This window comes from Photobacterium kasasachensis, from assembly GCF_050336885.1.
Lineage (GTDB): Bacteria > Pseudomonadota > Gammaproteobacteria > Enterobacterales > Vibrionaceae > Photobacterium > Photobacterium kasasachensis.
This window is the reverse complement of record NZ_JAKJSH010000008.1, coordinates 154,992-179,392: the sequence shown is the minus strand read 5'-3', so window position 1 is coordinate 179,392 and position 24,401 is coordinate 154,992. Positions and strand designations below refer to the sequence as shown.

Here is a 24,401-nt window from a genome sequence, read left to right as displayed (position 1 = left end):
TTATGAATCTCCTAAGACCTGTTATACCTTACCGACTTCGAGTACTTCGGCAAGTTTGAATGGCGAGTCAAAGCCCGCAAGGTTAAGCATGACATTGCCATCACCATTACCAAGCAACACACTGTTTACATTTGCATAGGTAGACACATCAAATTCCCGGCTTTCACCATCAACCAGCCCGGCAACTTTTAGCTGATAGCGACCTTCCGGCAAGGCATTGCCACTTTCATCGGTGCCGTCCCACTCAAGGCGGTGCTCGCCCGGCGGTTTAGCGCCCAAATCGAAGGTTTTAATTAACTGGCCCTGCTCGTTTTCGACCCTGACCATCATATTATCCAGCGCCTGAGGCAACCTAACCATGCCGGCCATGCCACCTTCAGCCTGCTTTACCCCAGTCGAGCTAGGGATAAGTACATCACGGCCAACCAGTGAGGATGCCTGCAGCGCCTGGTTTGAGGTCATGGCAGAGTTCAGGCTGCCAAACTGCTCATTCATCTGGTTGATCCCGTCAACCGTGGCAAACGATGCCATCTGGGCAATCATCTGATCATTGCCTACCGGTTTGAACGGGTCTTGCTGGGCAAGCTGCTTGGTCAGCAACGAGAGAAAATCTTCCTGCTTCAGTTCATTCTGACCAGTAGTAATTTTCTGATCTTCCTGAAGCTTTTTCTCTTGCATCCCCTTGAGCTGATCAAGGTAGGACAAGTTGCTTTGACCTGCGCCGTTAATACTGGTCATAACAGTTACTCCTTACCCTTATTTACCCATCTGCAATGTGCTCATTAGCATCTGCTTGCTGGCATCTGCTACCTGGACATTGCTCTGATAGGAACGAGAAGCTGAAATCATGTTGGCCATTTCTTCCATAACGTTGACATTCGGCTTGTAGATATACCCTTCAGCATTCGCCATCGGGTGCTGCGGGTTATATTCGGCACGTAGCGGCTTCTGGCTTTCAACAATGCCTTTTACCTGTACCGGCACGCTTTCATCACGCTGATAGCTGGCATTCTGCAGCGCTGCTGCAAAAATCGGGTGCCGAGCCTTATAGGTTTCTTCTGCGGAACTACTGACACTGTTGGCATTGGCCAGGTTACTGGACGTCGTGTTTAGACGAACAGACTCTGCACTCATCGCCGACCCTGTGACATTAAAAACGTTAAACAAACTCATTTATTATTCTCCTTTTAATGCCTTGCTCAGGTTCTTAAACTTGGAGCCCAGAAAGTCGAGCGATGCCTGGTATTCCAGTGAGTTCTGCATAAACATGTTTTGCTCAAGCTGTGCATCTACCGTATTGCCGTCACCGGTATCCGGTTGATTGGGAACACGGTACTTTTGCTCGCCCATTATTTTGGTGGAGGCAGATATATGCCGACCATCAGTGCGGCTCAGGCCAATCTTTGCCTCTGATGTTGCCGCATTCAATGCACGCTGAAAGTCGATATCTTTTGCTTTGTAGCCTGGGGTATTGGCATTGGCAATATTGCTGGCCAGTGTTTCCGCGCGTTTGGCACGCACGCCAACCGTGTGCTGGTGAATACCTAATGCTTTATCAAAAGAGATGGACATAGCTGCCTCCAAAAATCGTTATTGATATAGAAGCAAATGATGTGCCAAGTTTGATTAATGGTGAATTTGGAAGGTAAGTATCGAGGAACTAGGGATGTTCCTCGATAAAGTTGGGGTTCTGGGGCCTGCTTTTTCTTGAATCTATTTAAGCTTGTAAATTATTCCCGGATTACAGCGGATCATCTCAAACTTGTCGGTCAAACCGGTCAATGACTCAGACGCACCCAACAGCAGGTAACCGCCCGGATTTAAGCTGGCAGCCATTTGGTTCAGTACTTTCGCCTTCATCTCCGGCGAAAAGTAAATCAATACGTTGCGACAGAAAATCACATCGAATTTACCCAATAGCGCATAACTGTCTTTCAGGTTCTGCGGCCGGAAATTCACCATCCGCTTCACCTTATCGTTGACCTTCATTCGGCCGTCACCGTTATTTTCGAAGAAAACACGGCGGCGATCCGGGGAAAGTCCACGGCTTAATGCCAAATTGTCATAAACCCCGGCACGACAGGTATCCAGCATCGTCTGCGAAATATCTGTCGCCGTGATCTGAACACCACCGGCAATCATGCCTGGGCGACGATTTTGGGTTTCCAGCACCGTCATCGCGATCGAATACGGTTCCTGCCCGGAAGAGCTTGCCGATGACCAGATTTTGATCGGGCGCTTGTTGGCAGCAAGCTCCGGCAAAATTTTATCCCCCAGCACCGCATACGGATAGGTATCGCGGAACCACAACGTCTCATTGGTCGTCATGGCATCTACGGCTGCAACACGCAACTCCCGGTTACGGCCACTGATCACAACTTGCAATAACTCGGAAAGAGATGATAGCGAAAATCGGCTGACCAATGGACTCAGGCGGCTACGAACCAAGTATTGCTTACTGTCGCCAAGTACAATGCCGCATTGCGCTTCTAAAAAACGGCAAAAATCGCGGTATTCCTGGTCTTTAATTGTTATAGCTGTCATCTACTACTCTTTAATTAGATTATTCCGGCATAGCGGCCTTCACCGCAGCCCCCAGCTCATCCGGGTTAAACTTAGGAATGAAAGCATTCGCACCTACACGCTCAACCATGGCCTGGTTAAATACCCCACTCAATGAGGTGTGAAGGATAACATGTAAATCCTTTAGGTTGGCATCATTACGAATTTCTGCCGTTAGGGTATAGCCATCCATTTCCGGCATTTCAATATCTGAAATCACCAGCGCCAGCTGATCATAGATACTCTCGTCTTTGGCCATAGACCGGAGCTTCTCAATAGCTTCCTTACCATCCTGAACCAGCACACACTCGCAACCGATAGCTTCAATGGCTCGCTGGATCTGTTTACGTGCAACGCTGGAGTCATCAGCAACAAGTACACGACGGACAACCGGTGTGTTATCAACCAGCTCCTCAAGAACCGTACCGCTAATATCGGTATCAACCGGTGAGATCTCATCGAGGATTTTCTCAACATCCAAGATTTCAACCAGCTCATTGTCAATTTCAGTCACAGCTGTCAGGTAGTTTTCCTTGCCGGCCCCTTTTGGCGGCGGCAAAATTGACTCCCAGTTCATGTTAATGATGCGCTCAACGGATGATACCAGGAAGCCTTGGATCGAACGGTTAAATTCCGAAATGATCACAAAACAGTTGTCCAGATCATCAATCGGACGGCCACCGGTTGCCAGGCTCATATCAATAACAGAAATAGTTTGTCCGCGAATATGGGCAATACCCTTTACCAACGGGTGCAGGTTAGGCATTGTTGTCAGTTTCGGGCACTGAAGCACCTCTTTGACCTTAAATACATTTATCCCATAGCGCTGACGTCGGTTTAACCGAAAGGTTAGCAGTTCCAAACGGTTTTGGCCGACTAGCTGGGTGCGCTGATTCACTGAATCAAGTATCCCCGACATAAGGTGACTCCATGTTATGCGTTTTTTATTTCTATACGTGTTAAATGAGAATTCTCATTGCAAATCACATATGATGAGCTGAGGCTAATTGTAGCCCCTTAGACCTTGCATTAAAGAGTAAAAACCGTGACCCAAAGAACACATTTAACACTCTTAACCATTTTTTTCGGCCTACTGGCATTTTTCTTTAGCACTTTTGTGTCATCAGCACCACAAAATAGCTTAGATATGGTACAGCATACCGCGGAAGAATATGTCAAAACAATTGTCAAATCCCCCCCTAAAGGCCAACTCACTGTTAAGGCTGCACATTTAGATTCCCGACTAAAACTGAGCACCTGTTCCGAGCCGCTTAAGACCTCGGTGCCCGGCAAGCAATCCCTGACGGGCAATATCACGGTACTGGTCAGTTGCAGCACCGAAGGCTGGCAGGTATATGTCCCTGTTCGGGTCAAGCAGCTCCTTCCCCGGGTTGTCGCCGCCAAGCCACTGGCCCGTGGCGCCGTATTGTCAGCCTCCGACCTGATGGTACAAATGATCGAGACCCGGTTTCAGCGCGGGGTGGTTTTCGAGCACCCACAACAAATCATTGGCTCTAAAGTAAAGCGAAATGTTAACATGGGAGACGCCATACAGGGCAATGATATCTGCCTTGTTTGTCGAAATGATGCCGTCCTTATCAAGGCAGGTCGCAGCGGGCTTGATATTGTTACCAAAGGGACTGCACTGTCCGATGGCTCGCTCGGAGAGCAAATACGGGTACAAAATGCCAAGTCAAAGCGTGTTGTCGATGGTATTATCACCGGCGTCGGTGAAGTCACCGTAAACTTTTAATTAAATGCTAAAGTTATTACAGACCCTGCCGAAGTAATGGCTGTCTCTAGTAAATTGTGCAAAGGCTTTTTTTATGGCAAGTATTGATCAGCTACGCTCCGGTCATCCAATGACCACAGCACGCAGCAATCATGGCAACGTATCAGGATCGACATCAGGGGCTGCAAAAAGTCAGCAATCTGTGCCAAGTGGACCAAAAGATGCCGTTTCGCTTAGCTCTCAGGGCAAGGCGGTCGGGCAGATCCACCAGCAACTCGCGGCTGAACCAAGTTTTGACAGTGCCAAGGTTGCGGCAATCAAAGATGCGATTTCCAATGGTTCCTATGTCGTCGATGCCGACAAGCTAGCATCGAACATGATGAAATTTGAAGATGAGCTTCGTGGCCTCTAGCGCCTGCTCGACATTACGATACTCAGAGAGAACTAAATGGCCCAAACTATTGAACAGTTACTAGAGTTGCAGCTAGCAACATTGGAGTCACTCTCTCGCCTGCTTGAACAAGAAAAAGCAGCCATTGTCGAGCGAAAAGCGGCCGATATCGCCAAACTTGCCAATGATAAACTTGCTTTGCTGAACAAAGTACAGCAACAGGATCACCAGATCTCTACCCATACCCATCGCCAGCTGATCGTTGATAATCTGGAATTTGCAGACAAAGTCGAGTCGATAAAAGCGACAGTCAGCCGCTGCAAGGAAATCAACGAGGTCAATGGCGAAGCCCTTCAGCGTGCCCAGCTTAGCTTTCATAAGTTAAATAACCTATTCCAACAAAGCCGCGGCAAACAACAGATGACCTATACCAGTGAAGGCGTGGCACAAAACATCCGTTCATTGGGCACCAATATCAAGGCATAAGGGAAGCAATAGCAAGGCCTACGCACCGATATCAAAGCCCAGATTCAAAGACCCAATACCAAGCTAGATTCATCCTACCTCTGTTATTGTCAGTGTCTGACAACGGATAACCCAAGCAGCTCTACCCTTCAAAATACCAATCTACATAAGCATTCTGCTGATGAAAATCGCTTTTGCTGCGTTAAGGCTTTTGTAATTAGAACAACTAGTTATCCAGATTGGTATAACAACAAAGTGCACTCGCTACGAGTACACCTGTTGATCAAACTTATTATAAATTGGAATGCTGCTCTAAGTGTTGTTAGAACATGGTCTCTTGATTGGTAGGTACATGGAAGACTTCGCCATGTTTTTTCATCTTGTCCATTTTGCGCAGGTCCAACTGCATCTCAGTCACAAAGCTGTCGCCGACAGGATAGCTCCGGATCACCTCGGCACCCCGGATAATGCCATCTACTGCACCATCGGTGTTTTCCACACCAAGCTGCTGATCTTCAAGCTCCGCACGGGCACTTATACGCATACCGTAAACTTGCTCAGTCAATTCACGGTAGGCATCAATTTTCGATGCACGCATTGCCCGAACACGCTTTTCTTCAATCGTGCGGCCACGCTGCTCGCTGATAGAGGCATAGCCGACGGAAGTGATCAGATCATCATTACGGATCTCTGTTAAAGGCTGACAGCCCGCCAACGCCATGAAAACTAGCAGAAACCAGTAACGCATAACAACTCCTAAGGTTTTAAGACAACAGTATTGCGGTCGAATGTATTCACTTCGTTGCGAATAATAACGCCATTCTGGATCCGCATTTTATTCAAAGTATCTAGGTCACGTCCAATTCTATCGGCCGGTAGGAAACCTTGCGCCGATGCAATCACAACCCGCGAGCGCATACCGATGATCCTGGCATTAACCAGTACCCCCGCCCCCTGGCGCAACATCGTTCCTGTCAGTACGTAGTCAACCGGCTGTTCACCAGCCAGTTCCCGCCAGTTGCGACTGATAGCAAAATCACCATCAGCAGTAACCTTGATCGCTCCTGTGGCTTTGTAGTCAACAACGGTATAACCGCGCTGTTGCATTTGGAACATGAAACCTTCCGTTACGGAGTTGCCCAACCAGTTGGTTTCATTCATTTCCTGCAAGTCAACAAATGATGTCACAGCCAGTGGCGTCTTTGCCGTCAGGTACTGGTTCGATGATACCAACTGCTCAGTCAGCCCCTCAATAAAGAAATCCATCGTATGACGTGGCGTTTCCTTTAACAGAAAAGAGCTTCCCATATAGGGCTCTTTACCGTTATATATCGGAGAATAAGAGCAAGATACAGTCATCGCTGCCAGTATCAGGACTATCCATTTTTTCATTCTTGCCAGCTCCGGATGAAAATAGACTTGTAGCCTGTTATCGTTCGTATAAAGAAAAACTTTACTCGTTATTATCTCGCCATTTCAAAAAGTGCTACTAGGAACACTCTTTGCATAGATGTTCCAAACCTAATTAAAGAAACGGCAATTTTCTTTAGCTAATCACTGAGTAAGCAATTTTCATACCGAAGTTGAAATATGAATAAAAAAATTATTAACACCTTGAGTTGCCTATGTCTTATCGCCGCGTTTCAGCTTAATGCCGCCTGGCTTGAGGTCACAGGCTCTGCCGTTATGCTTGAAAGTGAAAAGACAGCCAGAACCAATGCGCTGGAAGATGCCGTTTATCAGGCGATAGGGTATGCCGGTGCCGACCTTGCCAGCTTCCCGAAACTTAAGCCTTTTCTGGCCTCGGTCCGTGACGAGTACCAGTTTAGCGGTAATGAAGTACGCCATGTCATGGTGACGGAAACTCGTAAGAAAAGCGGCAAATATTACCTGACGGCACGTATCGACGTTTACCCATCGGCAAATACTTGCCACAAAATCCAATACAAAAAAGGTGTACTGCTAGGCAGCTTTGATATTGTCTCGCCTCAGCACGCTGCGATGGGGGGGGTCTATCAGCTCGGCAACGATTTTTCGTTAATGCTAAAGCGCCAGATTGAGCGGAAATCACAGAGCTTTGTTGTTTCCGGGATCACTCGCGTACCAGTAAGTGCCGGGCAACCTGCCGCGATGATGATGCTGGCCGAAGACAATGACGCCCAATATATTATCAACGGTCAAATAACTGACCTGACATCGACCCTGGATCAAAAACTGCTCCAGAGCGATAAGATAAACCGTCAATTTGCCGCCACTCTCAAGATAATGGATGGCAAAACCGGTGAAGTGCTGATGCAAAATAACTATCGTGAAATTGCCGAGTGGCCATTCTCCCGTGTCAGCCAGGTCGATACCCAGAGTGCCCGTTTTTGGCAATCGAGCTATGGTCAGGCAGTACAGCGGGTAAGTCGCAACATGATGCTGGATCTCGAGAGTGCCCTTTCATGCCGAACAAGCCTGCCTGAAGTCGTGAACGTCTACGGTAACAAGGTTCAAATCAATATTGGTCGTATTCATGGGGTAAAACGCGGCGATCAGCTGAAGCTTTGGCACAGCGCTGGCTTTATTGATCAACAGGGTATCCCGCGCAATCGAATGGTGCAGACGGACATTACCCTGACGGTAGATCGCGTATACGAAAAATCGACAGAGCTTTCCGTCGAGCAAGCAGATCTGGCGAGCAGCATTCAACCTGGTGATTTACTGACCAAGCAGCTGCCTCGTTAACACTAATTACTTAAAATCAGTAATATTTTAGGTATAATGGCAATTCAAGTATGACTTGATGCTCCCTTAGCTCAGCTGGATAGAGCGTCCCCCTCCTAAGGGGAAGGCCGCAGGTTCGACTCCTGCAGGGAGCGCCATTTCCCTTTTTATTATTAGCTTAATCCCTTCTCAAAATCACACTACCTGATTAGTACACCGAATGCTTGCCTAAACACAGTACTACTTCCTCGTTAAAGCCGATTTCTGACTGGATTCAGTTAATGGTAAATAATACCAATCTACATAATAATTGAGGGATAAAGTTCAGTTGGATGGAAAATGGTTGCGATTGATTGCTCTAAATAGCAAAAAACCCCGCAGCAAGGCGAGGTTTTTAGTTGCCGTGCTACCCTAAGGTGCCCGACATGAAATTTGGTGGAGCTATGCGGGATCGAACCGCAGACCTCTTCGCTGCCAGCGAAGCGCTCTCCCAGCTGAGCTATAGCCCCAAATCGTGGAGCTGATAATAAAAACTTAATGAATTCATGTCAATAGAATAAAAGCGAATGTGTAACCAGCGAGACAAAAGTGTTAAGAGGATCACACTTTAAATCGACTGGTCGACCAGCTTAGTATACACCGGTGTCAGAAAACTATTATTGGCGTATAAAAAAGCGGAAGCACAAAGGCATCCGCTTTTAGCCATCATGACAACAATCAGAGAAGCTTATGCGTTCGCTTCACGCTCAGCGATGAATGCCAGAGCCATGTTAATACGTGCAGCGACACGATCTTTGCCGACAAGCTGCATCACCGCGTCAACAGACGGCGACTGGCCCTGACCAGTTACTGCAACACGCAGCGGCATACCGACCTTACCCATGCCAACTTCAAGCTCCTCACAGGTTTCTTTGATCACGCTGTGTAGGTTTTCAGTTGTCCACTCAGCCAGCGCTTCTACTTTCGACAGTGCAAGAGCCAGTGCATCCTTGGCTACCGGGCGTAAGTGCTTCTTCGCCGCGCCCGCTTCAAACTCATTAAAATCCTGATAGAAGTAACGAGACTGTTCGGCAAGTTCAATCAGCGTATTGCAACGCTCACCCACCAATGCAATGACATCAGTAATCGCCGGTCCGTTGGCAGTATCGATTTCTTTCTGATCAAGGTGCCATTGCAGGTACTTAGCCACATACTCCGGTTCAGCCGTCTTAATGTAGTGGTTGTTTAACCACAATAGCTTGTCAGTGTTGAATGCAGAGGCAGACTTGCTGATTGAGTCCAGGCTGAACAGCTTGATCATCTCTTCCAGAGAGAAGATCTCCTGATCGCCATGAGACCAACCCAGACGCACCAAGTAGTTAAGCAGTGCCTGAGGCAAATAACCCTCATCGCGGTATTGCATCACGCTAACGGCACCATGGCGCTTAGACAGCTTAGCGCCGTCATCACCAAGGATCATTGCACAGTGCGCGAACTCAGGTACCGGCGCGCCAAGAGCTTTGTAGATGTTGATCTGGCGCGGCGTGTTATTGATATGATCTTCACCACGAACAACCTGAGTGATCCCCATATCCCAGTCATCAACCACTACGCAGAAGTTGTAAGTCGGGCTGCCGTCGGTACGGCGAATGATCAGATCATCAAGCTCGCTGTTGGCGATTTCAATACGGCCACGAACGTGATCATCAAAAACAACCGTACCTTCTTTCGGGTTACGGAAGCGGATCACAAACGGAGACTCTTCCGTTGCCGCTTCGTTTGCTGCAACCACCTTCGGGTGGCCCGCATCGTAACGAGGCTTCAAACCTGCAGCCATCTGCTCTTCACGCAGCTCATCAAGCAATTCTTTCGGGCAGTAGCATTTGTACGCCTTGTCTTCGGCAAGCAACTGATCGATAAGCTGGTTATAACGATCAAAACGCTTAGTCTGATAATGAGGACCTTCATCCCAGTTCAAACCTAACCATTCCATGCCTTCAAGAATGGCATCGATCGCTTCCTGTGTAGAGCGCTCAAGGTCTGTATCTTCAATACGAAGAACAAATTCGCCACCCATGTGTTTCGCGAATAACCAAGAATATAGAGCTGTACGAGCACCACCTACGTGCAAAAAGCCTGTTGGGCTAGGTGCGAAGCGAGTTTTAACCGTCATCTGTAATTACCTAAATGAAATAGAAGAGTCTGACAGCCACCAAAGGCTGCCGGACGAAAATTGGCTGCTATTTTAGCACCGTGAACCAATTGTACAAACATATCAAAGCGGGAGGTGATCCTGGTGGACAAGGTGAGGATAGGGAAAGTCGCTTGTAAGCACGATTGCCTTCAAGCGACCCAATACATTAGAAATTAGTTTTGCCACCTTTTTGCAGACAAATATGGTGCGGAACCCATTCTTCTCTGACACCGTTATCGGTATCAATGACACAGCGGTAGATAGGCATTGCAGGCGCCCCGCCAGCGTTATTGTTTGCAATCGCAAGGTGTGAGGAAAGTGACATCATCAGAACAAGACTAGCTGCAAGTAACGTTTTCATACACCCTCTCATCAGTGTGAACAAATCACCGTTGATTATAGGACAGCGGCTAATTTACAAAATCCGCCCGAATTATTTTTTGACACAAAGAAATAATTCATCTCACATCTGAAACGTCTTGCCCGTATTATCACTAGAAAGCCGGGCATAGTGCCCGGCCAAACCAAAAGAGACAGCTAACTATTTGCGTTACTTAACCGTAAATGGAATAGTCAGTGTCACCTTGATATCTGTCTCGTCCTGGAACAAGTTCGTGTATGGTGCCCAGTTACCGGCATCGGTATCATTGATGTATTCCGTGTAATAGAAGCCAAGGTTTGCCCCTTCTAATGCCCCACCCTGAATAGCATAGTTAGCGAACACACTGCCGGCATATTCGAACAGATCATCCACACCGTTGATATCCGAAGATGCCATACCGAACGCTCCTGAAACACCGGCACTGAAGCCCTGGGCCCCCAGGTCACTAAAGTCACGTGCAACAGAAGCAAATCCGGCAAACTCACCATCATGGTTGAAGTCTGAGCGGTTGTTCCACCACACATCATAAGTGCCGTTTGAACCACCGTATGCCGATGTCAGGCGGTAAGACATGTTTCCAACGACGCTTGAATCAAGCGACTCGGCCTCAGTATAGGTCGCTTCGGCACGAACAGAATAGGCACCATAGGATTTCGCAGACATGAAGACCAGCTGATAGGCTGTGCTGTCATATTGCTCGTCATCATCGACAACATAAAGCTGACCGGCAAGGTACCAGCCGTTGTCCAGGGTGTTGTTCACTTTAACATGGGCATTTTTACGATCACCGTCAGTCAAACCGGCATAGGCCACATCGAGCAACAGACCATTGTTGAAGGTATAGCGGGCACCGACTGAGTAAGCATCACCGGCATCTTCACCATTGGTTGTTTGTAAGTTGTAGGTATCCTTGAACCACGGAGCCTTATACTTGGTACCGTAAACGACACCCAGTTCCAGATTATCGAATTTATAACCTATTTCACCACCGAGCCATGTACCAGCCGCATAACTCCAGTTAACGCCGATAGCCGAAGGGACAGATGGCTGGAAGTAACCCAGTTTGGCGCTGCCGTCTTCACCCAACTTAAATTTGGCCGCCACGGTCTGATAGCTGATGCCATTGTCGGTACAACTGCTGTTCCACTGGCTATTCGTCTCTTCCAGCTCACCAGTCTCATCATTGGTCGTCACATTTTGACATTCGTCGACAGCCGGATTTTGGTCATACGGGTTATCAACGTTCCAAAAGTTCATTTCATGATCGGGAGAAGCATTTGACCACATATCAAAGGTTGCATAGACATTTAAGTCCAGACCGACAACGTCACTGGCGTATCCCGAATTGAAACCAAGGCTGGTATAGATTGAGCCGTGGTCCAGGTTTGGTGTCTTGCGTGTATCCTGACCAGTGTCGGCATCATAGCCAGCACGAGTACGATCACGCATCCAAAAATTAATTGCTCCGTTGATTGATGAGTCTTCAAAAAAAGCACTGGCCTGAGCAGAAGGAGCTGCGGTCACTGCCGATCCCGCCATAATGCCGACTACCACTGCGCTCAATAGTGAACGTTTGAACATGTTTTCCATGGAAATACTCCTAAAAATATAGCTGTATTTGAATGCACGCCTCAGTTGGCCGCCGAAGGCGCACGAACAAATCTTTATTGTGATTAATCTAATCACTGCTAAGGCTACCCGCTTTTTTTTCAGCGTGAAGATAGAAGCAAAATTTTCATGACAGCCTTCAAAATACAGAAACATCAAAAAACATAATGTCATATTAAACAGAAACTTAAGGTAAAAACATCAGAAAACATAAAGATAATTCGACATTTTATTTTGTGCGAAATACCGCAAAAAACGTGTCGTTTTTCATTTATGGGTCACAACCGAGACAAAATTCACAGGCAAGATTTATTCAATTTAGAACTATTTAGATGGAAGGTGTGATCAAACGCAGATACAGAAGTGGTTAAAGCGTATTGCTATTCATGTTGTAGCAAGGAATAAAATAAGCAGAGTTTATGTTTAAAGAAGTTCAATAGAAATAGTAATTAATGACTAAGAGTGAATGGAGAATCCATTCTCCATATAAAATAACTCAGAAGTCGGTCTTCTCTCCTTTCCCACCTTTCATTTTGCAATAGTGCCAGGGGACAAAGATAATTTTACCTGATGGTAACTCACAGACAGTTTGGCCAAAACCACCAGCCCTATCCGAATTACCTGCGCTGGCTGAAAATGAAGTGACGCTGGCTAACAATATTACGGGTACAACAAACTTCAATGTCTTATTCATATATAGCCCTCAAACATGACTTACATCACAATCAGTATAGGAGCTACTAACGATCTGGCAATTTTATAGAATTATTTTTCTCAGAAAATTAAAGGCTTATATTTAATATAGAAAAATATGTCGCATAATAAACAAAAAAAGCCAGTCATATAAATGACTGGCTTAGCTCTTTATTCAGGTTATTCAATTAATAAAAGCTATATGGAATAATTACTTGGAAACGTAGGTCGGTTTCATCATAACCACCAGCTGTATTCTGATCCGCAAACTCATCACGTACTAGGTATGTACCGTGCAGACGAACAGTCGAGCCTTTCAAAGAACCGGTTTGTAGCGAGTATGAAACAGTACCATTCACAGCATATTCACTTTCAAATGCCGAGCCAGGTTTACCATCTTTAGCCTCATCAGCACCAGTACCGTATCCGAAGCCTGCGTAATAGTTCCAACCATTACCTGCATCGTAGGAAACACGGTTATACCATGCAATCTCACCATCTTGGTTCCAGTCAGACAGAGCATCCCACCACTGAGACCAAGTACCATTGTTCGTACCGTATGTTTGAACAGTACGCGGCACGAACTCAGCACCATTCTTAGTGTCGGTGTAACGCAGTTCTGATGTCCATGCAATCTTGTCAAAGCTCTTATTCAGAGACAGACCAGCATGGTAACCTAAACCGTCATACTGGACATCGTCATCAACACCGTAGAAATCAAATGCAAATGTTGTTGTATCATTGAAGGTATAACGCGTATAAGCTCGGAACGATGTATTGTCATTATCCTCAGGCTGTGCGTTATATAAAACATTCGTTGCCTGACCAACACCAAGAGCTAGGTATAGGTCTTCTGTCGCGTTGCCACTTAGGCCAAGTGAGTGCAAATAGGTCCAAGATGTATTTGCCCAGCCAGTTGGTTCATAGTCATCTTCATGCAAAATCCACGGCGCAGTGAACTGATCAGCACCAAAGTATGACAGAGTAAAGTCACCAATCTTGCCATTTACTTCAAATCCACGGTAAGTACCTGGTACAAAACTCCACACGTTACCGACAGTACCGTTACCACCAGACTGAAGCATACCAAATCGACCATCAACTTGATCGTTAACCTTGAATTTTAATGCCGCCTTATAGATTTTCAGCTGGTTACCTTCACCTGAACCCCAGTCAAGGTTATTACAGGTTGAAATTTCATTACAAAGATACTCACCAGTTTCATCATTAACCGCGCTTGAGTTATATAGGTCACCAGAGAAGTAACCACCAACATCAGCACCCAACCAGCCATCATGGTAACCTGATGCAAAATCAAGGATAAGGTTGTATGAACCATAGTCAAAACGGCTCCAGACTTCGTCACCTTCCAGACCGCGGTTACGTGTACGTGTACGTGCATCGAAAATAACAGAAGCATTTAGCGCAGAGTCCTTCATGAACTCATTAACTGCCTCTACATATTTATCACCAGCAGCACTTTCAGTTGAAGCGTGTGCTGGTAGTGCCATAACACCAAACATTGCAGCTGTTAGTGCTGAAACTTTAAAAAGCTTTGAACTTTTTTCCATGGAATAACTCCTAAAAAATACTAGCTGTTTATTCGTGTCTTTATGGTTGGCCGCCGAAGACACCGAATAACTCTCCCATATGTCAGTCAAAAATCTAAATCCGACTAAATCATATTTTTTTAGTTTTCACGAACCCGTGTTTAACTTCAGCTACAAGACTACTTTTGCAGCGCAAAACATCAATAAGAACTTAATTTACTGTTTAAAAAATATGACTCAGTGCAAACTTTCCCGTTAATAGTGATCCATATCAAACCTTTTCGCACCCAAATATAAATAAAGCTAAAAACCAATCTAAAACATACACTTAAAGAACTAAATAAATATAAATGCGACCTCTCCCCAGTATTTCGATACGCGTTGCAACTGTTACATTACGAAAAAGCACAGGGTAAATATTCAACCTTCAGAAATATTCTCTAAAAAAGTGGCTGATATTTTGGTAGCAGGAAAAGAGAGAAACGGAGCGATGAAAAAGGCTCGCAATTTAGATTGCGAGCCTTTGTATTTATTCGAGTTCGTTGCTTTTTTTCAGGAATATAAAACAAAGAGATTATTCCTGACAACGATATTAATTAGCGATTCATAAAGTCGACAAGTGCCTGCTCATCCCATATTTCTATCCCTAGATCTTGAGCTTTGGCTAATTTCGAACCAGCCGCCTCCCCGGCAACTAGCAGATCTGTCTTCTTGGAGACACTCCCCGTTACTTTCGCGCCTAGATTCTGAAGTGCAGCTTTGGCATCAGTGCGAGTCAACTGAGAAAGAGAGCCTGTAAGAACCACCGTTTTGCCATCTAACGGAAGCTCTACTCCCTCGGCGACTTTCTCAATCGCAGGCCAATGTACACCTACGGTAAGCAAATCATTAATAACAGCCAGGTTGTGCTCTTCACGGAAGAAGTTAAACAGGTGCGCGGCAACGATGTCACCCACATCAGGGACTTCTATCAGCTGCTCCTTGGTTGCCTGAGTAATAGCCTCCAAGGTCTCAAAGTGATTGGCCAGGTTTGCCGCCGTTGCCTCGCCGACTTCACGAATGCCCAGTGAATACAAGAACCTCGGAAGTGTTGTTAGCTTAGATTTCTCTAAAGAATCAACCAGATTCTGAGCCGATTTAGGGCCCATCCTGTCAAGAACCGTCACCACACCGGCCGACAGTTTAAACAGCTCCGCCGGGGTGGCAACCATTTCACGGTCCACCAGCTGTTCGATCACTTTTTCACCGCAACCATCGACATCCAGCGCCTTGCGAGAAACGAAGTGCTTTAGGGCTTCCTTACGCTGCGCCTGACAAAACAGGCCACCGGAACAACGGGCAACCGCTTCGCCTTCCACTCGCTCGACCTTGGATTCGCACACCGGGCATTCTGTAGGGAACACAATCGGGGCGGCATCTGCCGGACGGCGTGACTCGACAACAGAGACAATCTGCGGGATCACATCACCAGCACGGCGGATTATCACGGTATCACCAACCATCACACCCAGGCGCTCAACTTCATCAGCATTATGAAGCGTCGCATTGCTCACCGTTACACCGCCGACAAATACTGGCTCCAGCTTGGCAACCGGGGTAATAGCGCCGGTACGGCCAACCTGAAACTCGACATTGTTCAGCAAGGTCATTTCTTCCTGAGCAGGAAACTTATAGGCAATGGCCCAGCGAGGAGCCCGGGCAACAAAACCTAATTGCTCCTGAAGCTCGACATCGTCAATCTTGATCACCACGCCATCTATCTCATAAGGTAGCGCCTGGCGCTTTTCGCCGATCACCTGGTAATAGGCAATGACCTTGCTCAGGCTGTCCAACCGCTGGATCTCCGGACACATTGGCAGGCCCCAGCCTTTCAGTTGCACCAGACGATCATACTGGCTCGGGGCCAGTTCAGCCCCTTCGACAACCCCGACAGAGTAGGCATAGAAACTTAACGGGCGAGTAGCCGTAATTTTCGAGTCAAGCTGTCGCAAACTACCGGCTGCGGCATTTCTCGGATTGGCAAATGTCTTCTCGCCTTTCTTTAATGCCCTTTCATTCAGATCGTCAAAGCCTTTCTTCGGCATAAACACTTCGCCGCGTACTTCCAGGCGCTCTGGCCAGTTATCCCCTTGAAGCTTGAGGGGGATAGAACGAATAGTTCGGACGTTGGCAGTAATGTTCTCGCCAGTGGTACCGTCACCGCGCGTGGCAGCCTGTACCAAGACACCGTTTTCATACATCAGGCTCACCGCCAGACCATCAAGCTTGGGTTCACAGCAATAGCTCAGAGGCGAAGCAGAAAGCAGACGATCCAACATGCGTTTTTCAAATGCCTGAAGATCTTCGTCGTTAAACGCATTATCCAGCGACAGCATCGGCAGTTCATGGGTTACCTGGGTAAAGCCATCCAACGGCGCTCCGCCTACACGCTGGCTCGGAGAATCAACCGTCATCAGCTCTGGGTTCTCTGCTTCCAGAGCCAGCAGCTGCTGCATCAAACGGTCATATTCGGCATCAGGGATTTCTGGATTATCTTCGACGTAATAGCGATAGCCATGATATGCAAGTTGTTCTCGCAACACTGTAAGTTGCTGCTGAATGTCGTGACTCATTGTTCTTCCTATCGTATAAAAATCAGGCCCCTCGAAAGGGGCCTGATTATCTCTATTCATTACCCGCATTAAGCCCGAGTATAAAGCTTGGCTTTCTCTCGATATTCATTAATGCGGTGCGGGGTGATCATCGCTCGTTCATGATCAAGCACGTCAGCCCCTAACTCGTCAGCAACACGCTGAACGGTCTGTAGCATCTGGTTAAAGTTATAATCCGGACGGCCAGGGCAAGGCAACATCAAATAAAAGGCTATTCCTGGTGTTTCAAAACTCTCGCTACCACCTTCAGGAAAATGTGCCGGGTGAACCATGTTGGTTACCGAGAAAATAATCGGCCCGGTACCGGCAACATCGGCATGGCGGTGATACACCGAGTTATCGCCATAATACAAATCGTTTTGCTCCAGGCTGTTAAACAGCTTGGTTCCGCGCAGGGTCTCACCATTACGGGCATGGATATTCAGTACCAGATAGTCAGGCTTAAGTTCTGGCTCTGGCTCTGGCTCTGGCTCTGGCTCTGGCTCTGGCTCTGGCTCTGGCTCTGGCTCAATAATGATTTGCTCTTCAACAACCGGCTCAACCTTAACTGACAGTTCTGCCACTTCTGCCACTTCTGGCTCTTGAAGAGCGGTCTCACCAGCAGCTTGCTCGTGAAGAGGTTGCTCACTCGGCTGCACAACCGTCATTTCTTCCGGGTCGATCAAAGCCTGCTTAGGTAGCTCTGGTTCAGCTGTTGCCTGAACGTGCACCGGCGAAGCGGGCTGCGGCTGCTGAATTTCAGGCTCAGGGCTAACCGCTGGCTGAGGTACAACGACAGGCTCCAATGGCTGTGACTCAGGCTCTCCGGTCAACGGATGGGAATCTACCTCCGGCCTTGTCGCTACAGGCTGTGCCTCAGGCTTGGCCGACATTTTTGGCAAGTCTAGTGCGGGTTCAGACGAGAAGTCACTGGTCGTCGACTCCATCAGCGGATCGGCTTCGATTTTAGCGCCAAAATGCAGTTCCGGCTCTCTCCGGCTAGCCTTTTCAGGTGCTTCACTATTCACAACCCGTACGCTACCGACACCATCCTGATCAAACCCATCGGGATCAACATTGCTAGCATCATCTAGCTTGCCCAACGGCTTCTCACCAAACTTCGCGGGTTTTTCCTTACGACTACTCCACAAGCCATGCAACAGTAACGCTGCAATAGCTAGCGCGCCGACAATAATAAGAACCAGACGCAATTCCTGCATATGAATACTCTGAATTTACTCGTTACCCATAACGGGGCAAATGACAACCAATGTTTCATCAAGCCAATCTGGACACATAAGTCACCCTAACTAACCTGATCACGCTAAACCAATTCCTTTAATTATCTAGCTTCGACAAGGCAGATAATTAAAGGAATTACTAGTAATGTACCAAATCTCAAATCAGAAAGAGAAGATGATTATCGTGATTCGTGCAAGATAGTGCTGCTGAGCACAAAATCGAGCAAAATACAGCCAGTTCCGTGGCATTTTTCCACTTTACCGCCTAGGTAGGCCGCAAGGAAATTTGATTCCTTGCACCACACACCGTTAACATGCACCAACTATTCTTTCCCGGTCAGTCGATCCCCCGAGAAAAAGAAGCTCATGAAGGAGAGTAAGATGCAACAACCACCAGCTATTCAAAACCCTGCCAGTGGGGCCGGGTATTTCTTTAAGGGAATGTCGCTAGCGATGCAACCAGGTACCCGCCGCTTCGTCATTCTGCCGCTGCTGGTGAATATTATCCTATTCGGCAGCGCATTTAGTTTTGTGTTGAGTCAACTGAGTGACTGGATCAACGGCTGGATGGCCTACCTGCCGCAATGGCTCGACTGGCTGTCTTATTTGCTATGGCCACTACTGGCCGTTGCCGCTTTAGTCACCTTCTCCTATTTTTTCAGTACCATTGCCAACTGGATAGCCGCCCCGTTCAACGGACTTCTGGCCGAACACCTCGAGGCCAAGCTGACTGGCGAGCCTGCCCCGGATGCCGGTTTAAAAGATATTCTCAAAGATCTACCGCGGATCATGAACCGCGAATGGATCAAATTGAAATACTACCTACCAAAGGCTATCGGCCTATTTATCCTGCTATGGATCCCCGCCATCGGCCAGACTGTCGGCCCGGTATTATGGTTCCTGTTCAGTGCCTGGATGATGAGCATCCAGTATGCCGACTATCCGTTTGACAATCATAAGGTGCCGTTTACCACGATGCGCGACGCGCTGAAAGAAAAACGCGGAAAATCCATCAGCTTTGGTAGCCTGGTCATGCTCTTCACCATGACACCGCTGCTCAACCTTGTGGTAATGCCTATTGCTGTTTGCGGCGCCACCGCCATGTGGGTTGATAACTACCGCACTCAATACAAACATCACTAGAAGCTCGAAGAGCAAGGTTCGAGAACCAAGAAAAGCGAAAGGTGTTTACCTTTCGCTTTTTTATAGGGCCTAATTTTATTAGCCCCTGTTTTCCCCGTCTTCCCATAAACTTGATTCTCGCCCTCTTATATAACAATAAGATATAACAATTAATTACTTTCCAAATGCCAATCACGGTTTATGCTTTACCTGTCATTTGTTGAAACGTGTCACGAAGGAACGACAAGCATGAGCAAGATTTACGAAGATAATTCACTAACGATCGGAAACACCCCGCTAGTTCGTCTTAACCGTGTTAGTAAAGGTAACGTTCTGGCTAAAGTTGAGGCTCGAAACCCTAGCTTCAGCGTAAAATGCCGTATCGGCGCAAACATGATTTGGGATGCCGAGAAGAAAGGCCTCTTAAAAGAAGGTGTAGAGCTAGTTGAACCAACTAGCGGTAATACAGGTATTGCCCTTGCTTTTGTTGCATCAGCTCGTGGCTACAAGCTTACTCTTACCATGCCAGAGAGCATGAGTCTGGAACGTCGCAAACTGCTTAAGGCGCTGGGTGCCAACCTGGTACTGACTGAAGCGCCGAAAGGTATGAAGGGTGCGATCGAAAAAGCAGAAGAGATTGTCGCTTCTGATCCATCCAAGTACCTGCTGCTTCAGCAGTTCAACAACCCGGCTAACCCGGAAATCCATGAAAAGACCACTGGTCCGGAAGTATGGGATGCCACTGATGGTGAAATTGATGTCTTTGTTTCAGGTGTGGGTACCGGTGGTACGCTTACCGGTGTTAGCCGCTACATCAAGCAGCAGAAAGGCAAGGCCATCACGACAGTTGCTGTCGAGCCTTCCGAGTCTCCGGTTATTACCCAGACGCTGAGCGGCGATGAGGTACAACCGGCTCCGCACAAGATTCAGGGTATCGGTGCCGGCTTCATTCCAGGCAACCTGGATCTCGCTCTGATTGACGAAGTCGAACGCGTAAGTTCCGAGGATGCCATTGAAATGGCTCGCCGTCTGATGGAAGAAGAAGGCATTCTTGCCGGTATTTCTTCAGGTGCCGCCATTGTTGCCGCCAACCGCATCGCCGAACGACCGGAATTTGCAGGAAAAAACATTGTTGCAGTGCTACCAAGCTCAGGTGAGCGTTACCTGTCAACGGCACTCTTTGCAGGTATCTTTACGGATAAAGAAACCCAACAGTGATCACATTTTATAATGATAGATTGATAATTGCTGCCTAAAAGCCCCCCTTGAGGGGGCTTTTTTGTTGCATTTTGAACTTAGCTTTAATATAAATCCGTTGCGTTTTATTTTTAGCGTCGAAATAAAAGGTCAAAAAATCGACCTTTTTGGGGCTTGTAAACCAATAATGTCACAAAAAATTGACTTGGATTAAGCTAAAACGCCGAACTGTTGGGTAGTTTATACTCCCAGTTAGCAAGCATACGTTATCCACGTTAAGCTTACTTTCAGTTACGTTAATATTAAATAAATACTATATCTACATCGGGGTGAAAAAATGTATCAGAAGCAAGTTGAAATCACTGCAGAAAACGGTCTACACACTCGTCCAGCAGCTCAGTTCGTAAAAGAAGCAAAAACTTTCGATGCTGACATCACAGTGACTTCTAACGGTAAAAGCGCAAGCGCTAAGAGCCTGTTCAAACTACAAACTCTAGGTCTGGTTAAAGGCACAGTTGTGACTATCTCTGCAGAAGGTGCTCAGGCACAAGCAGCTGTTGATCACCTTGTAGCACTAATGGACACACTGCACTAATCTGCAGTTGTTTATTACTACTTCCCCTAGTTTTTAGTCAATTTAAGGTAAGGCTATGATTTCAGGTATCCTGGCATCTCCTGGTATTGCGTTTGGTAAAGCACTACTGCTGCAGGAAGAAGAGATTGTTCTCAACAAAGCTCCAATCGCTGCAGACCAAGTCGAAAATGAAATTCAGTGTTTCTTCGACGCTCGAAAAAAATCTTCTGAGCAACTAGAAGTAATCAAAGAAAAAGCACTTGCAACCTTCGGTGAAGAGAAGGAAGCCATCTTTGAAGGCCACATCATGTTGCTGGAAGATGAAGAGCTTGAAGAAGAAATCATAGCCTTCATTAAAGAAAACAATGCTTGTGCCGCTCTGGCTATTCACTCTGTGATCGAAGAGCAGGCTGCGACACTCGAATCTCTCGATGATGAGTACCTGAAAGAGCGTGCGACGGATATCCGTGATATCGGTAGCCGTTTCGTTAAAAACGCACTGGGTATCAACATCGTTAACCTAAGCGCTATCAACGAAGAAGTCATCCTGGTTGCCAACGACCTGACACCTTCTGAAACTGCGCAAATCAACCTGGATTACGTACTGGGCTTCATTACTGATATCGGTGGCCGTACTTCGCACACCTCTATCATGGCACGTTCTCTGGAGCTACCTGCTATCGTAGGTACCAACGACATTACCGCTCAGGTGAAGAACGGCGACATGCTGATTCTTGATGCAATCAACAACCAGGTTGTTATCAATCCTAGCGAAGAAGAGCTAACCAAATTCAAAGCGATCCGTGACGCGCATATTGCAGAGAAAGAAGAGCTGGCAAAGCTGAAAGATCTTCCGGCAATCACGCTTGACGGCAAGCAGGTTGAAGTATGCGGCAACATCGGCACAGTCAAAGACTGTGACGGCATAAACCGCAACGGCGGTGAAGGCGTTGGTCTGTACCGTACCGAATTTCTGTTCATGGATCGCGATGCCCTTCCGACTGAAGAAGAGCAGTACCAGGCATATAAAGAAGTTGCCGAAGCCATGCACGGCGAGCCAGTGATCATCCGTACTATGGATATCGGTGGTGACAAAGATCTGCCGTACCTGGATCTACCAAAAGAAATGAACCCATTCCTGGGCTGGCGTGCCGTTCGCATCAGCCTGGATCGCCGTGAAATCCTACGTGACCAGCTACGCGGTATCCTGCGTGCATCTGCTCACGGCAAGATCCGCATCATGTTCCCGATGATTATCTCTGTTGAAGAGATTCGTGAACTGAAAGCGGCTATCGAAGAATACAAAGCAGAGCTTCGTGATGAAGGCCTGGCATTCGATGAAAATATTGAAATCGGTGTAATGGTTGAAACACCAGCTGCAGCAGCGATTGCTCACCACCTGGCCAAAGAAGTTGCCTTCTTTAGTATTGGTACTAACGACTTAACCCAGTATACTCTTGCAGTTGACCGTGGTAATGAGCTGATTTCTCACTTGTATAACCCGCTATCACCCGCTGTACTGAATGTGATCAAGCAAGTAATTGATGCTTCTCACAAAGAAGGTAAGTGGACAGGTATGTGTGGCGAGCTTGCTGGTGACGAACGTGCTACCCTATTGCTACTAGGTATGGGGCTGGACGAATTCAGCATGAGCGGGATTTCAATTCCACGCATTAAGAAAGTTATCCGAAACGCTAACTTTGCTGATGTTAAAGCTATGGCAGAACAAGCGCTTGCGATGCCAACAGCAGCTGAAATCGAAGCACACGTAGAAAAATTCATCGCAGAAAAGACCATCTGCTAATATAGCTGCAGATAGAATAACAACGCTTAGGAGCAACGATATGGGTCTGTTTGACAAATTGAAGAAGCTGGTTTCTGATGACAACAACGAAGCTGGTGCAATCGAGATTATTGCGCCACTTTCTGGTGAAATCGTAAACATCGAAGATGTGCCAGATGTTGTTTTCGCAGAGAAAATCGTTGGTGATGGTATCGCTATCAAACCTGCTGGCAACAAAATGGTTGCACCAGTAAACGGTACTATCGGCAAGATCTTTGAAACTAACCACGCTTTCTCTATTGAGTCCGACGATGGTATCGAACTATTCGTTCACTTCGGTATTGACACAGTTGAACTGAAAGGTGAAGGATTCACTCGTATCGCCGAGGAAGGCCAAACTGTTAAAGCTGGCGACACAGTCATCGAATTCGACCTAGCTCTTCTAGAAGAGAAAGCGAAATCAACTCTGACTCCTGTTGTTATCTCTAACATGGACGAAATCAAAGAGCTGAACAAACTTTCTGGCGCAACGACTGTGGGTGAAACTCCAGTACTACGCATCAAAAAGTAAGGCTATTTGGTCTTTGTAAAAAACGCAGCCCCTGGGCTGCGTTTTTTTATACCTGAGAGTCCGGGCACTCATTCCAACAGCGAGAGGGCTCCCCCTCGCTGTCTGATTGGAAACAGGCCCTACAGGCTTTGCAACATCTCGGCCGACGGTGCGAAGAAGTAGGCACCAGATACCGCTTTGGTAAACCGTAGCATCGTATCTGTCTTGCCGTCTGTCTCTCCGTACATGCTCTCCAGCATCGCATTAAAGTTGTGCTGAGTGTGGCAGTAAGCGATAAACAGCAGGCCGTGGTCACCGGTCACCGTGCCATACGGCAAGCTATGGCGTACGATCTTCAGGCCCTTGCCCTCTTCTTTGATATCGACACGACCGACGTGAGAGTTGGCCGGTACATCGTCCAGCTCAATGGAGTCCGGCTTGGTACGGCCAATCACCTTTTCCTGAGCCTCGACACCAAGACGGTGCCACGCCGGTAGATTGTGGACAAAGCGCTGGACCATCACAAAGCTACCGCCGGCAAAATCACCCTCTTTGATCAGTGCAACATCACTGCGCGACTCCAGGGTTTTCGGGTTTTCCGTGCCATCAATAAAGTCAGTCATGTCACGGGAATCCAAGTACTTGTAACCATAGGTCTCATCAAGCACTTCGACATCGCCAGCAATCGGCTGCAAAAACTGGCGCAGTACATAGAAATTCAAGTCATGGCGGCTGGAATTCACATGCAGAAGAAGATCGCCCCCGGTCGCCGGAGCCGTTACCTCACCCTCACCCAAGGGACTAAAATCGCCAAACTCAGCAGGAGTTCCCTTATCGAGGGATTGCCAGAAGGGCTTGCCAAAAGCGACACTTGCACGCAAGTTTGCGTCTGCCTGCTGTTCATTCAACGTTGCCAGGCTCTGGTGAAGGCTCTGACACTGCTGAATAACCGCTCGCTTATCTCCTACAATCTTCATAACGACATACAGGGCAAAAGGGCCGGCTTCCGGCAAGATTGCAGGTTGTGCGATAGCCATATTAT

Annotated in this window: 24 protein-coding genes and 2 tRNA genes; 10 read left to right on the top strand and 16 right to left on the bottom strand. The window is 47.3% G+C overall.

Translation table 11 applies throughout. The features are described 5' to 3' along the window. Positions 1 to 21: 21 nt before the first annotated feature. The 5 genes from flgD to L4D19_RS12665 form a co-directional block, all read right to left on the bottom strand. Positions 22 to 738, bottom strand: coding sequence for a flagellar hook assembly protein FlgD (gene flgD, locus L4D19_RS12685; protein ID WP_160648760.1), 717 nt, complete (start codon positions 736 to 738; stop codon positions 22 to 24). An 18-nt stretch (positions 739 to 756) separates the two neighbouring features. Further along, on the bottom strand, positions 757 to 1,173 hold the full coding sequence (gene flgC, locus L4D19_RS12680; protein ID WP_075763905.1) for a flagellar basal body rod protein FlgC: 417 nt from the start codon (positions 1,171 to 1,173) through the stop codon (positions 757 to 759). A 3-nt stretch (positions 1,174 to 1,176) separates the two neighbouring features. Continuing rightward, a complete protein-coding gene (gene flgB, locus L4D19_RS12675; protein ID WP_160648761.1) occupies positions 1,177 to 1,572 on the bottom strand; it encodes a flagellar basal body rod protein FlgB in 396 nt (131 codons plus the stop codon). A gap of 141 nt (positions 1,573 to 1,713) precedes the next feature. Then, a complete protein-coding gene (locus L4D19_RS12670) occupies positions 1,714 to 2,544 on the bottom strand; it encodes a CheR family methyltransferase (RefSeq protein ID WP_075763901.1) in 831 nt (276 codons plus the stop codon). Between the two features lie 19 nt (positions 2,545 to 2,563). Beyond that, positions 2,564 to 3,481, bottom strand: a complete 918-nt coding sequence (locus L4D19_RS12665) for a chemotaxis protein (protein ID WP_428452763.1) — start codon at positions 3,479 to 3,481, stop codon at positions 2,564 to 2,566. Between the two features lie 126 nt (positions 3,482 to 3,607). Between L4D19_RS12665 and flgA the strand changes: the two genes are divergently transcribed. From flgA to L4D19_RS12650, 3 genes are all read left to right on the top strand, one after another. Then, the gene (flgA, locus tag L4D19_RS12660) at positions 3,608 to 4,315 is read left to right on the top strand and encodes a flagellar basal body P-ring formation chaperone FlgA (RefSeq protein ID WP_428452762.1); all 708 of its coding nucleotides are present in this window, start codon (positions 3,608 to 3,610) and stop codon (positions 4,313 to 4,315) included. A gap of 73 nt (positions 4,316 to 4,388) precedes the next feature. After that, positions 4,389 to 4,706 (top strand): flagellar biosynthesis anti-sigma factor FlgM, encoded by a 318-nt coding sequence (gene flgM, locus L4D19_RS12655; RefSeq protein WP_075763895.1) that lies wholly within the window; start codon positions 4,389 to 4,391, stop codon positions 4,704 to 4,706. A 36-nt stretch (positions 4,707 to 4,742) separates the two neighbouring features. Next, positions 4,743 to 5,171, top strand: coding sequence for a flagella synthesis protein FlgN (locus L4D19_RS12650; protein WP_428452761.1), 429 nt, complete (start codon positions 4,743 to 4,745; stop codon positions 5,169 to 5,171). A gap of 301 nt (positions 5,172 to 5,472) precedes the next feature. Here the strand turns inward: L4D19_RS12650 and L4D19_RS12645 are convergent, their stop codons facing one another. Then, a complete protein-coding gene (locus tag L4D19_RS12645) occupies positions 5,473 to 5,898 on the bottom strand; it encodes an LPP20 family lipoprotein (RefSeq protein WP_075763891.1) in 426 nt (141 codons plus the stop codon). Positions 5,899 to 5,906: 8 nt separating this feature from the next. Continuing rightward, positions 5,907 to 6,542: a FlgO family outer membrane protein gene (locus L4D19_RS12640; protein WP_160648765.1), complete on the bottom strand. Its 636-nt coding sequence runs from the start codon at positions 6,540 to 6,542 to the stop codon at positions 5,907 to 5,909. 198 nt (positions 6,543 to 6,740) lie between these two features. On the opposite strand from L4D19_RS12640, the gene L4D19_RS12635 reads away from it, so the two are divergent. Both L4D19_RS12635 and L4D19_RS12630 read left to right on the top strand, forming a co-directional pair. Beyond that, the gene (locus L4D19_RS12635; RefSeq protein ID WP_428452760.1) at positions 6,741 to 7,877 is read left to right on the top strand and encodes a flagella assembly protein FlgT; all 1,137 of its coding nucleotides are present in this window, start codon (positions 6,741 to 6,743) and stop codon (positions 7,875 to 7,877) included. Between the two features lie 60 nt (positions 7,878 to 7,937). Beyond that, a tRNA-Arg gene (locus L4D19_RS12630) sits at positions 7,938 to 8,014 on the top strand. Between the two features lie 275 nt (positions 8,015 to 8,289). Here L4D19_RS12630 and L4D19_RS12625 read toward each other — a convergent pair. The 8 genes from L4D19_RS12625 to zipA form a co-directional block, all read right to left on the bottom strand. Then, positions 8,290 to 8,365 (bottom strand) — tRNA-Ala (locus L4D19_RS12625). Between the two features lie 218 nt (positions 8,366 to 8,583). After that, positions 8,584 to 10,008: a glutamate--tRNA ligase gene (gltX, locus tag L4D19_RS12620; RefSeq protein WP_428452759.1), complete on the bottom strand. Its 1,425-nt coding sequence runs from the start codon at positions 10,006 to 10,008 to the stop codon at positions 8,584 to 8,586. Between the two features lie 187 nt (positions 10,009 to 10,195). After that, positions 10,196 to 10,390, bottom strand: a complete 195-nt coding sequence (locus L4D19_RS12615) for a hypothetical protein (RefSeq protein WP_428452758.1) — start codon at positions 10,388 to 10,390, stop codon at positions 10,196 to 10,198. 189 nt (positions 10,391 to 10,579) lie between these two features. Beyond that, positions 10,580 to 12,001: a multidrug transporter gene (locus L4D19_RS12610; RefSeq protein WP_428452757.1), complete on the bottom strand. Its 1,422-nt coding sequence runs from the start codon at positions 11,999 to 12,001 to the stop codon at positions 10,580 to 10,582. A 514-nt stretch (positions 12,002 to 12,515) separates the two neighbouring features. Beyond that, positions 12,516 to 12,713, bottom strand: coding sequence for a hypothetical protein (locus L4D19_RS12605; RefSeq protein ID WP_428452756.1), 198 nt, complete (start codon positions 12,711 to 12,713; stop codon positions 12,516 to 12,518). A 187-nt stretch (positions 12,714 to 12,900) separates the two neighbouring features. Beyond that, positions 12,901 to 14,283: a porin gene (locus tag L4D19_RS12600; protein ID WP_428452755.1), complete on the bottom strand. Its 1,383-nt coding sequence runs from the start codon at positions 14,281 to 14,283 to the stop codon at positions 12,901 to 12,903. 575 nt (positions 14,284 to 14,858) lie between these two features. Further along, positions 14,859 to 16,874 carry an NAD-dependent DNA ligase LigA gene (ligA, locus tag L4D19_RS12595; RefSeq protein ID WP_428452754.1) on the bottom strand — a complete coding sequence of 672 codons (2,016 nt, stop codon included), beginning with the start codon at positions 16,872 to 16,874 and terminating at the stop codon, positions 14,859 to 14,861. 68 nt (positions 16,875 to 16,942) lie between these two features. After that, positions 16,943 to 18,112 carry a cell division protein ZipA gene (gene zipA, locus L4D19_RS12590; protein ID WP_428452753.1) on the bottom strand — a complete coding sequence of 390 codons (1,170 nt, stop codon included), beginning with the start codon at positions 18,110 to 18,112 and terminating at the stop codon, positions 16,943 to 16,945. A 402-nt stretch (positions 18,113 to 18,514) separates the two neighbouring features. Here zipA and cysZ point away from each other — a divergent pair, with 402 nt between their 5' ends. The 5 genes from cysZ (at position 18,515) to crr (ending at position 23,380) form a co-directional block, all read left to right on the top strand. Further along, entirely contained in the window at positions 18,515 to 19,276 is a 762-nt protein-coding gene (gene cysZ, locus L4D19_RS12585; protein WP_428452752.1) for a sulfate transporter CysZ, read from the top strand. 228 nt (positions 19,277 to 19,504) lie between these two features. Beyond that, complete coding sequence (gene cysK / locus L4D19_RS12580) at positions 19,505 to 20,473, top strand: cysteine synthase A (RefSeq protein ID WP_428452751.1); 969 nt, start codon at positions 19,505 to 19,507, stop codon at positions 20,471 to 20,473. Positions 20,474 to 20,789: 316 nt separating this feature from the next. Next, positions 20,790 to 21,047, top strand: coding sequence for an HPr family phosphocarrier protein (locus tag L4D19_RS12575; protein ID WP_075763869.1), 258 nt, complete (start codon positions 20,790 to 20,792; stop codon positions 21,045 to 21,047). Between the two features lie 55 nt (positions 21,048 to 21,102). Further along, positions 21,103 to 22,830 (top strand): phosphoenolpyruvate-protein phosphotransferase PtsI, encoded by a 1,728-nt coding sequence (gene ptsI, locus L4D19_RS12570; RefSeq protein ID WP_428452750.1) that lies wholly within the window; start codon positions 21,103 to 21,105, stop codon positions 22,828 to 22,830. 40 nt (positions 22,831 to 22,870) lie between these two features. Then, positions 22,871 to 23,380 (top strand): PTS glucose transporter subunit IIA, encoded by a 510-nt coding sequence (gene crr, locus L4D19_RS12565; protein ID WP_075763865.1) that lies wholly within the window; start codon positions 22,871 to 22,873, stop codon positions 23,378 to 23,380. Positions 23,381 to 23,499: 119 nt separating this feature from the next. Here crr and L4D19_RS12560 read toward each other — a convergent pair whose 3' ends face one another. Next, positions 23,500 to 24,396: a Dyp-type peroxidase gene (locus L4D19_RS12560; protein ID WP_428452749.1), complete on the bottom strand. Its 897-nt coding sequence runs from the start codon at positions 24,394 to 24,396 to the stop codon at positions 23,500 to 23,502. Positions 24,397 to 24,401 lie beyond the last annotated feature (5 nt).

Excerpts from the sequence above, each read along its gene's own strand:
- flgD (WP_160648760.1), bottom strand. The coding sequence starts at position 738 with ATGACCAGTATTAACGGCGCAGGTCAAAGCAACTTGTCCTACCTTGAT.
- flgC (WP_075763905.1), bottom strand. The coding sequence starts at position 1,173 with ATGAGTTTGTTTAACGTTTTTAATGTCACAGGGTCGGCGATGAGTGCA.
- flgB (WP_160648761.1), bottom strand. The coding sequence starts at position 1,572 with ATGTCCATCTCTTTTGATAAAGCATTAGGTATTCACCAGCACACGGTT.
- L4D19_RS12670 (WP_075763901.1), bottom strand. The coding sequence starts at position 2,544 with ATGACAGCTATAACAATTAAAGACCAGGAATACCGCGATTTTTGCCGT.
- L4D19_RS12665 (WP_428452763.1), bottom strand. The coding sequence starts at position 3,481 with ATGTCGGGGATACTTGATTCAGTGAATCAGCGCACCCAGCTAGTCGGC.
- flgM (WP_075763895.1), top strand. The coding sequence starts at position 4,389 with ATGGCAAGTATTGATCAGCTACGCTCCGGTCATCCAATGACCACAGCA.
- L4D19_RS12650 (WP_428452761.1), top strand. The coding sequence starts at position 4,743 with ATGGCCCAAACTATTGAACAGTTACTAGAGTTGCAGCTAGCAACATTG.
- L4D19_RS12645 (WP_075763891.1), bottom strand. The coding sequence starts at position 5,898 with ATGCGTTACTGGTTTCTGCTAGTTTTCATGGCGTTGGCGGGCTGTCAG.
- L4D19_RS12640 (WP_160648765.1), bottom strand. The coding sequence starts at position 6,542 with ATGAAAAAATGGATAGTCCTGATACTGGCAGCGATGACTGTATCTTGC.
- L4D19_RS12635 (WP_428452760.1), top strand. The coding sequence starts at position 6,741 with ATGAATAAAAAAATTATTAACACCTTGAGTTGCCTATGTCTTATCGCC.
- gltX (WP_428452759.1), bottom strand. The coding sequence starts at position 10,008 with ATGACGGTTAAAACTCGCTTCGCACCTAGCCCAACAGGCTTTTTGCAC.
- L4D19_RS12615 (WP_428452758.1), bottom strand. The coding sequence starts at position 10,390 with ATGAAAACGTTACTTGCAGCTAGTCTTGTTCTGATGATGTCACTTTCC.
- L4D19_RS12610 (WP_428452757.1), bottom strand. The coding sequence starts at position 12,001 with ATGGAAAACATGTTCAAACGTTCACTATTGAGCGCAGTGGTAGTCGGC.
- L4D19_RS12605 (WP_428452756.1), bottom strand. The coding sequence starts at position 12,713 with ATGAATAAGACATTGAAGTTTGTTGTACCCGTAATATTGTTAGCCAGC.
- L4D19_RS12600 (WP_428452755.1), bottom strand. The coding sequence starts at position 14,283 with ATGGAAAAAAGTTCAAAGCTTTTTAAAGTTTCAGCACTAACAGCTGCA.
- ligA (WP_428452754.1), bottom strand. The coding sequence starts at position 16,874 with ATGAGTCACGACATTCAGCAGCAACTTACAGTGTTGCGAGAACAACTT.
- zipA (WP_428452753.1), bottom strand. The coding sequence starts at position 18,112 with ATGCAGGAATTGCGTCTGGTTCTTATTATTGTCGGCGCGCTAGCTATT.
- cysZ (WP_428452752.1), top strand. The coding sequence starts at position 18,515 with ATGCAACAACCACCAGCTATTCAAAACCCTGCCAGTGGGGCCGGGTAT.
- cysK (WP_428452751.1), top strand. The coding sequence starts at position 19,505 with ATGAGCAAGATTTACGAAGATAATTCACTAACGATCGGAAACACCCCG.
- L4D19_RS12575 (WP_075763869.1), top strand. The coding sequence starts at position 20,790 with ATGTATCAGAAGCAAGTTGAAATCACTGCAGAAAACGGTCTACACACT.
- ptsI (WP_428452750.1), top strand. The coding sequence starts at position 21,103 with ATGATTTCAGGTATCCTGGCATCTCCTGGTATTGCGTTTGGTAAAGCA.
- crr (WP_075763865.1), top strand. The coding sequence starts at position 22,871 with ATGGGTCTGTTTGACAAATTGAAGAAGCTGGTTTCTGATGACAACAAC.
- L4D19_RS12560 (WP_428452749.1), bottom strand. The coding sequence starts at position 24,396 with ATGGCTATCGCACAACCTGCAATCTTGCCGGAAGCCGGCCCTTTTGCC.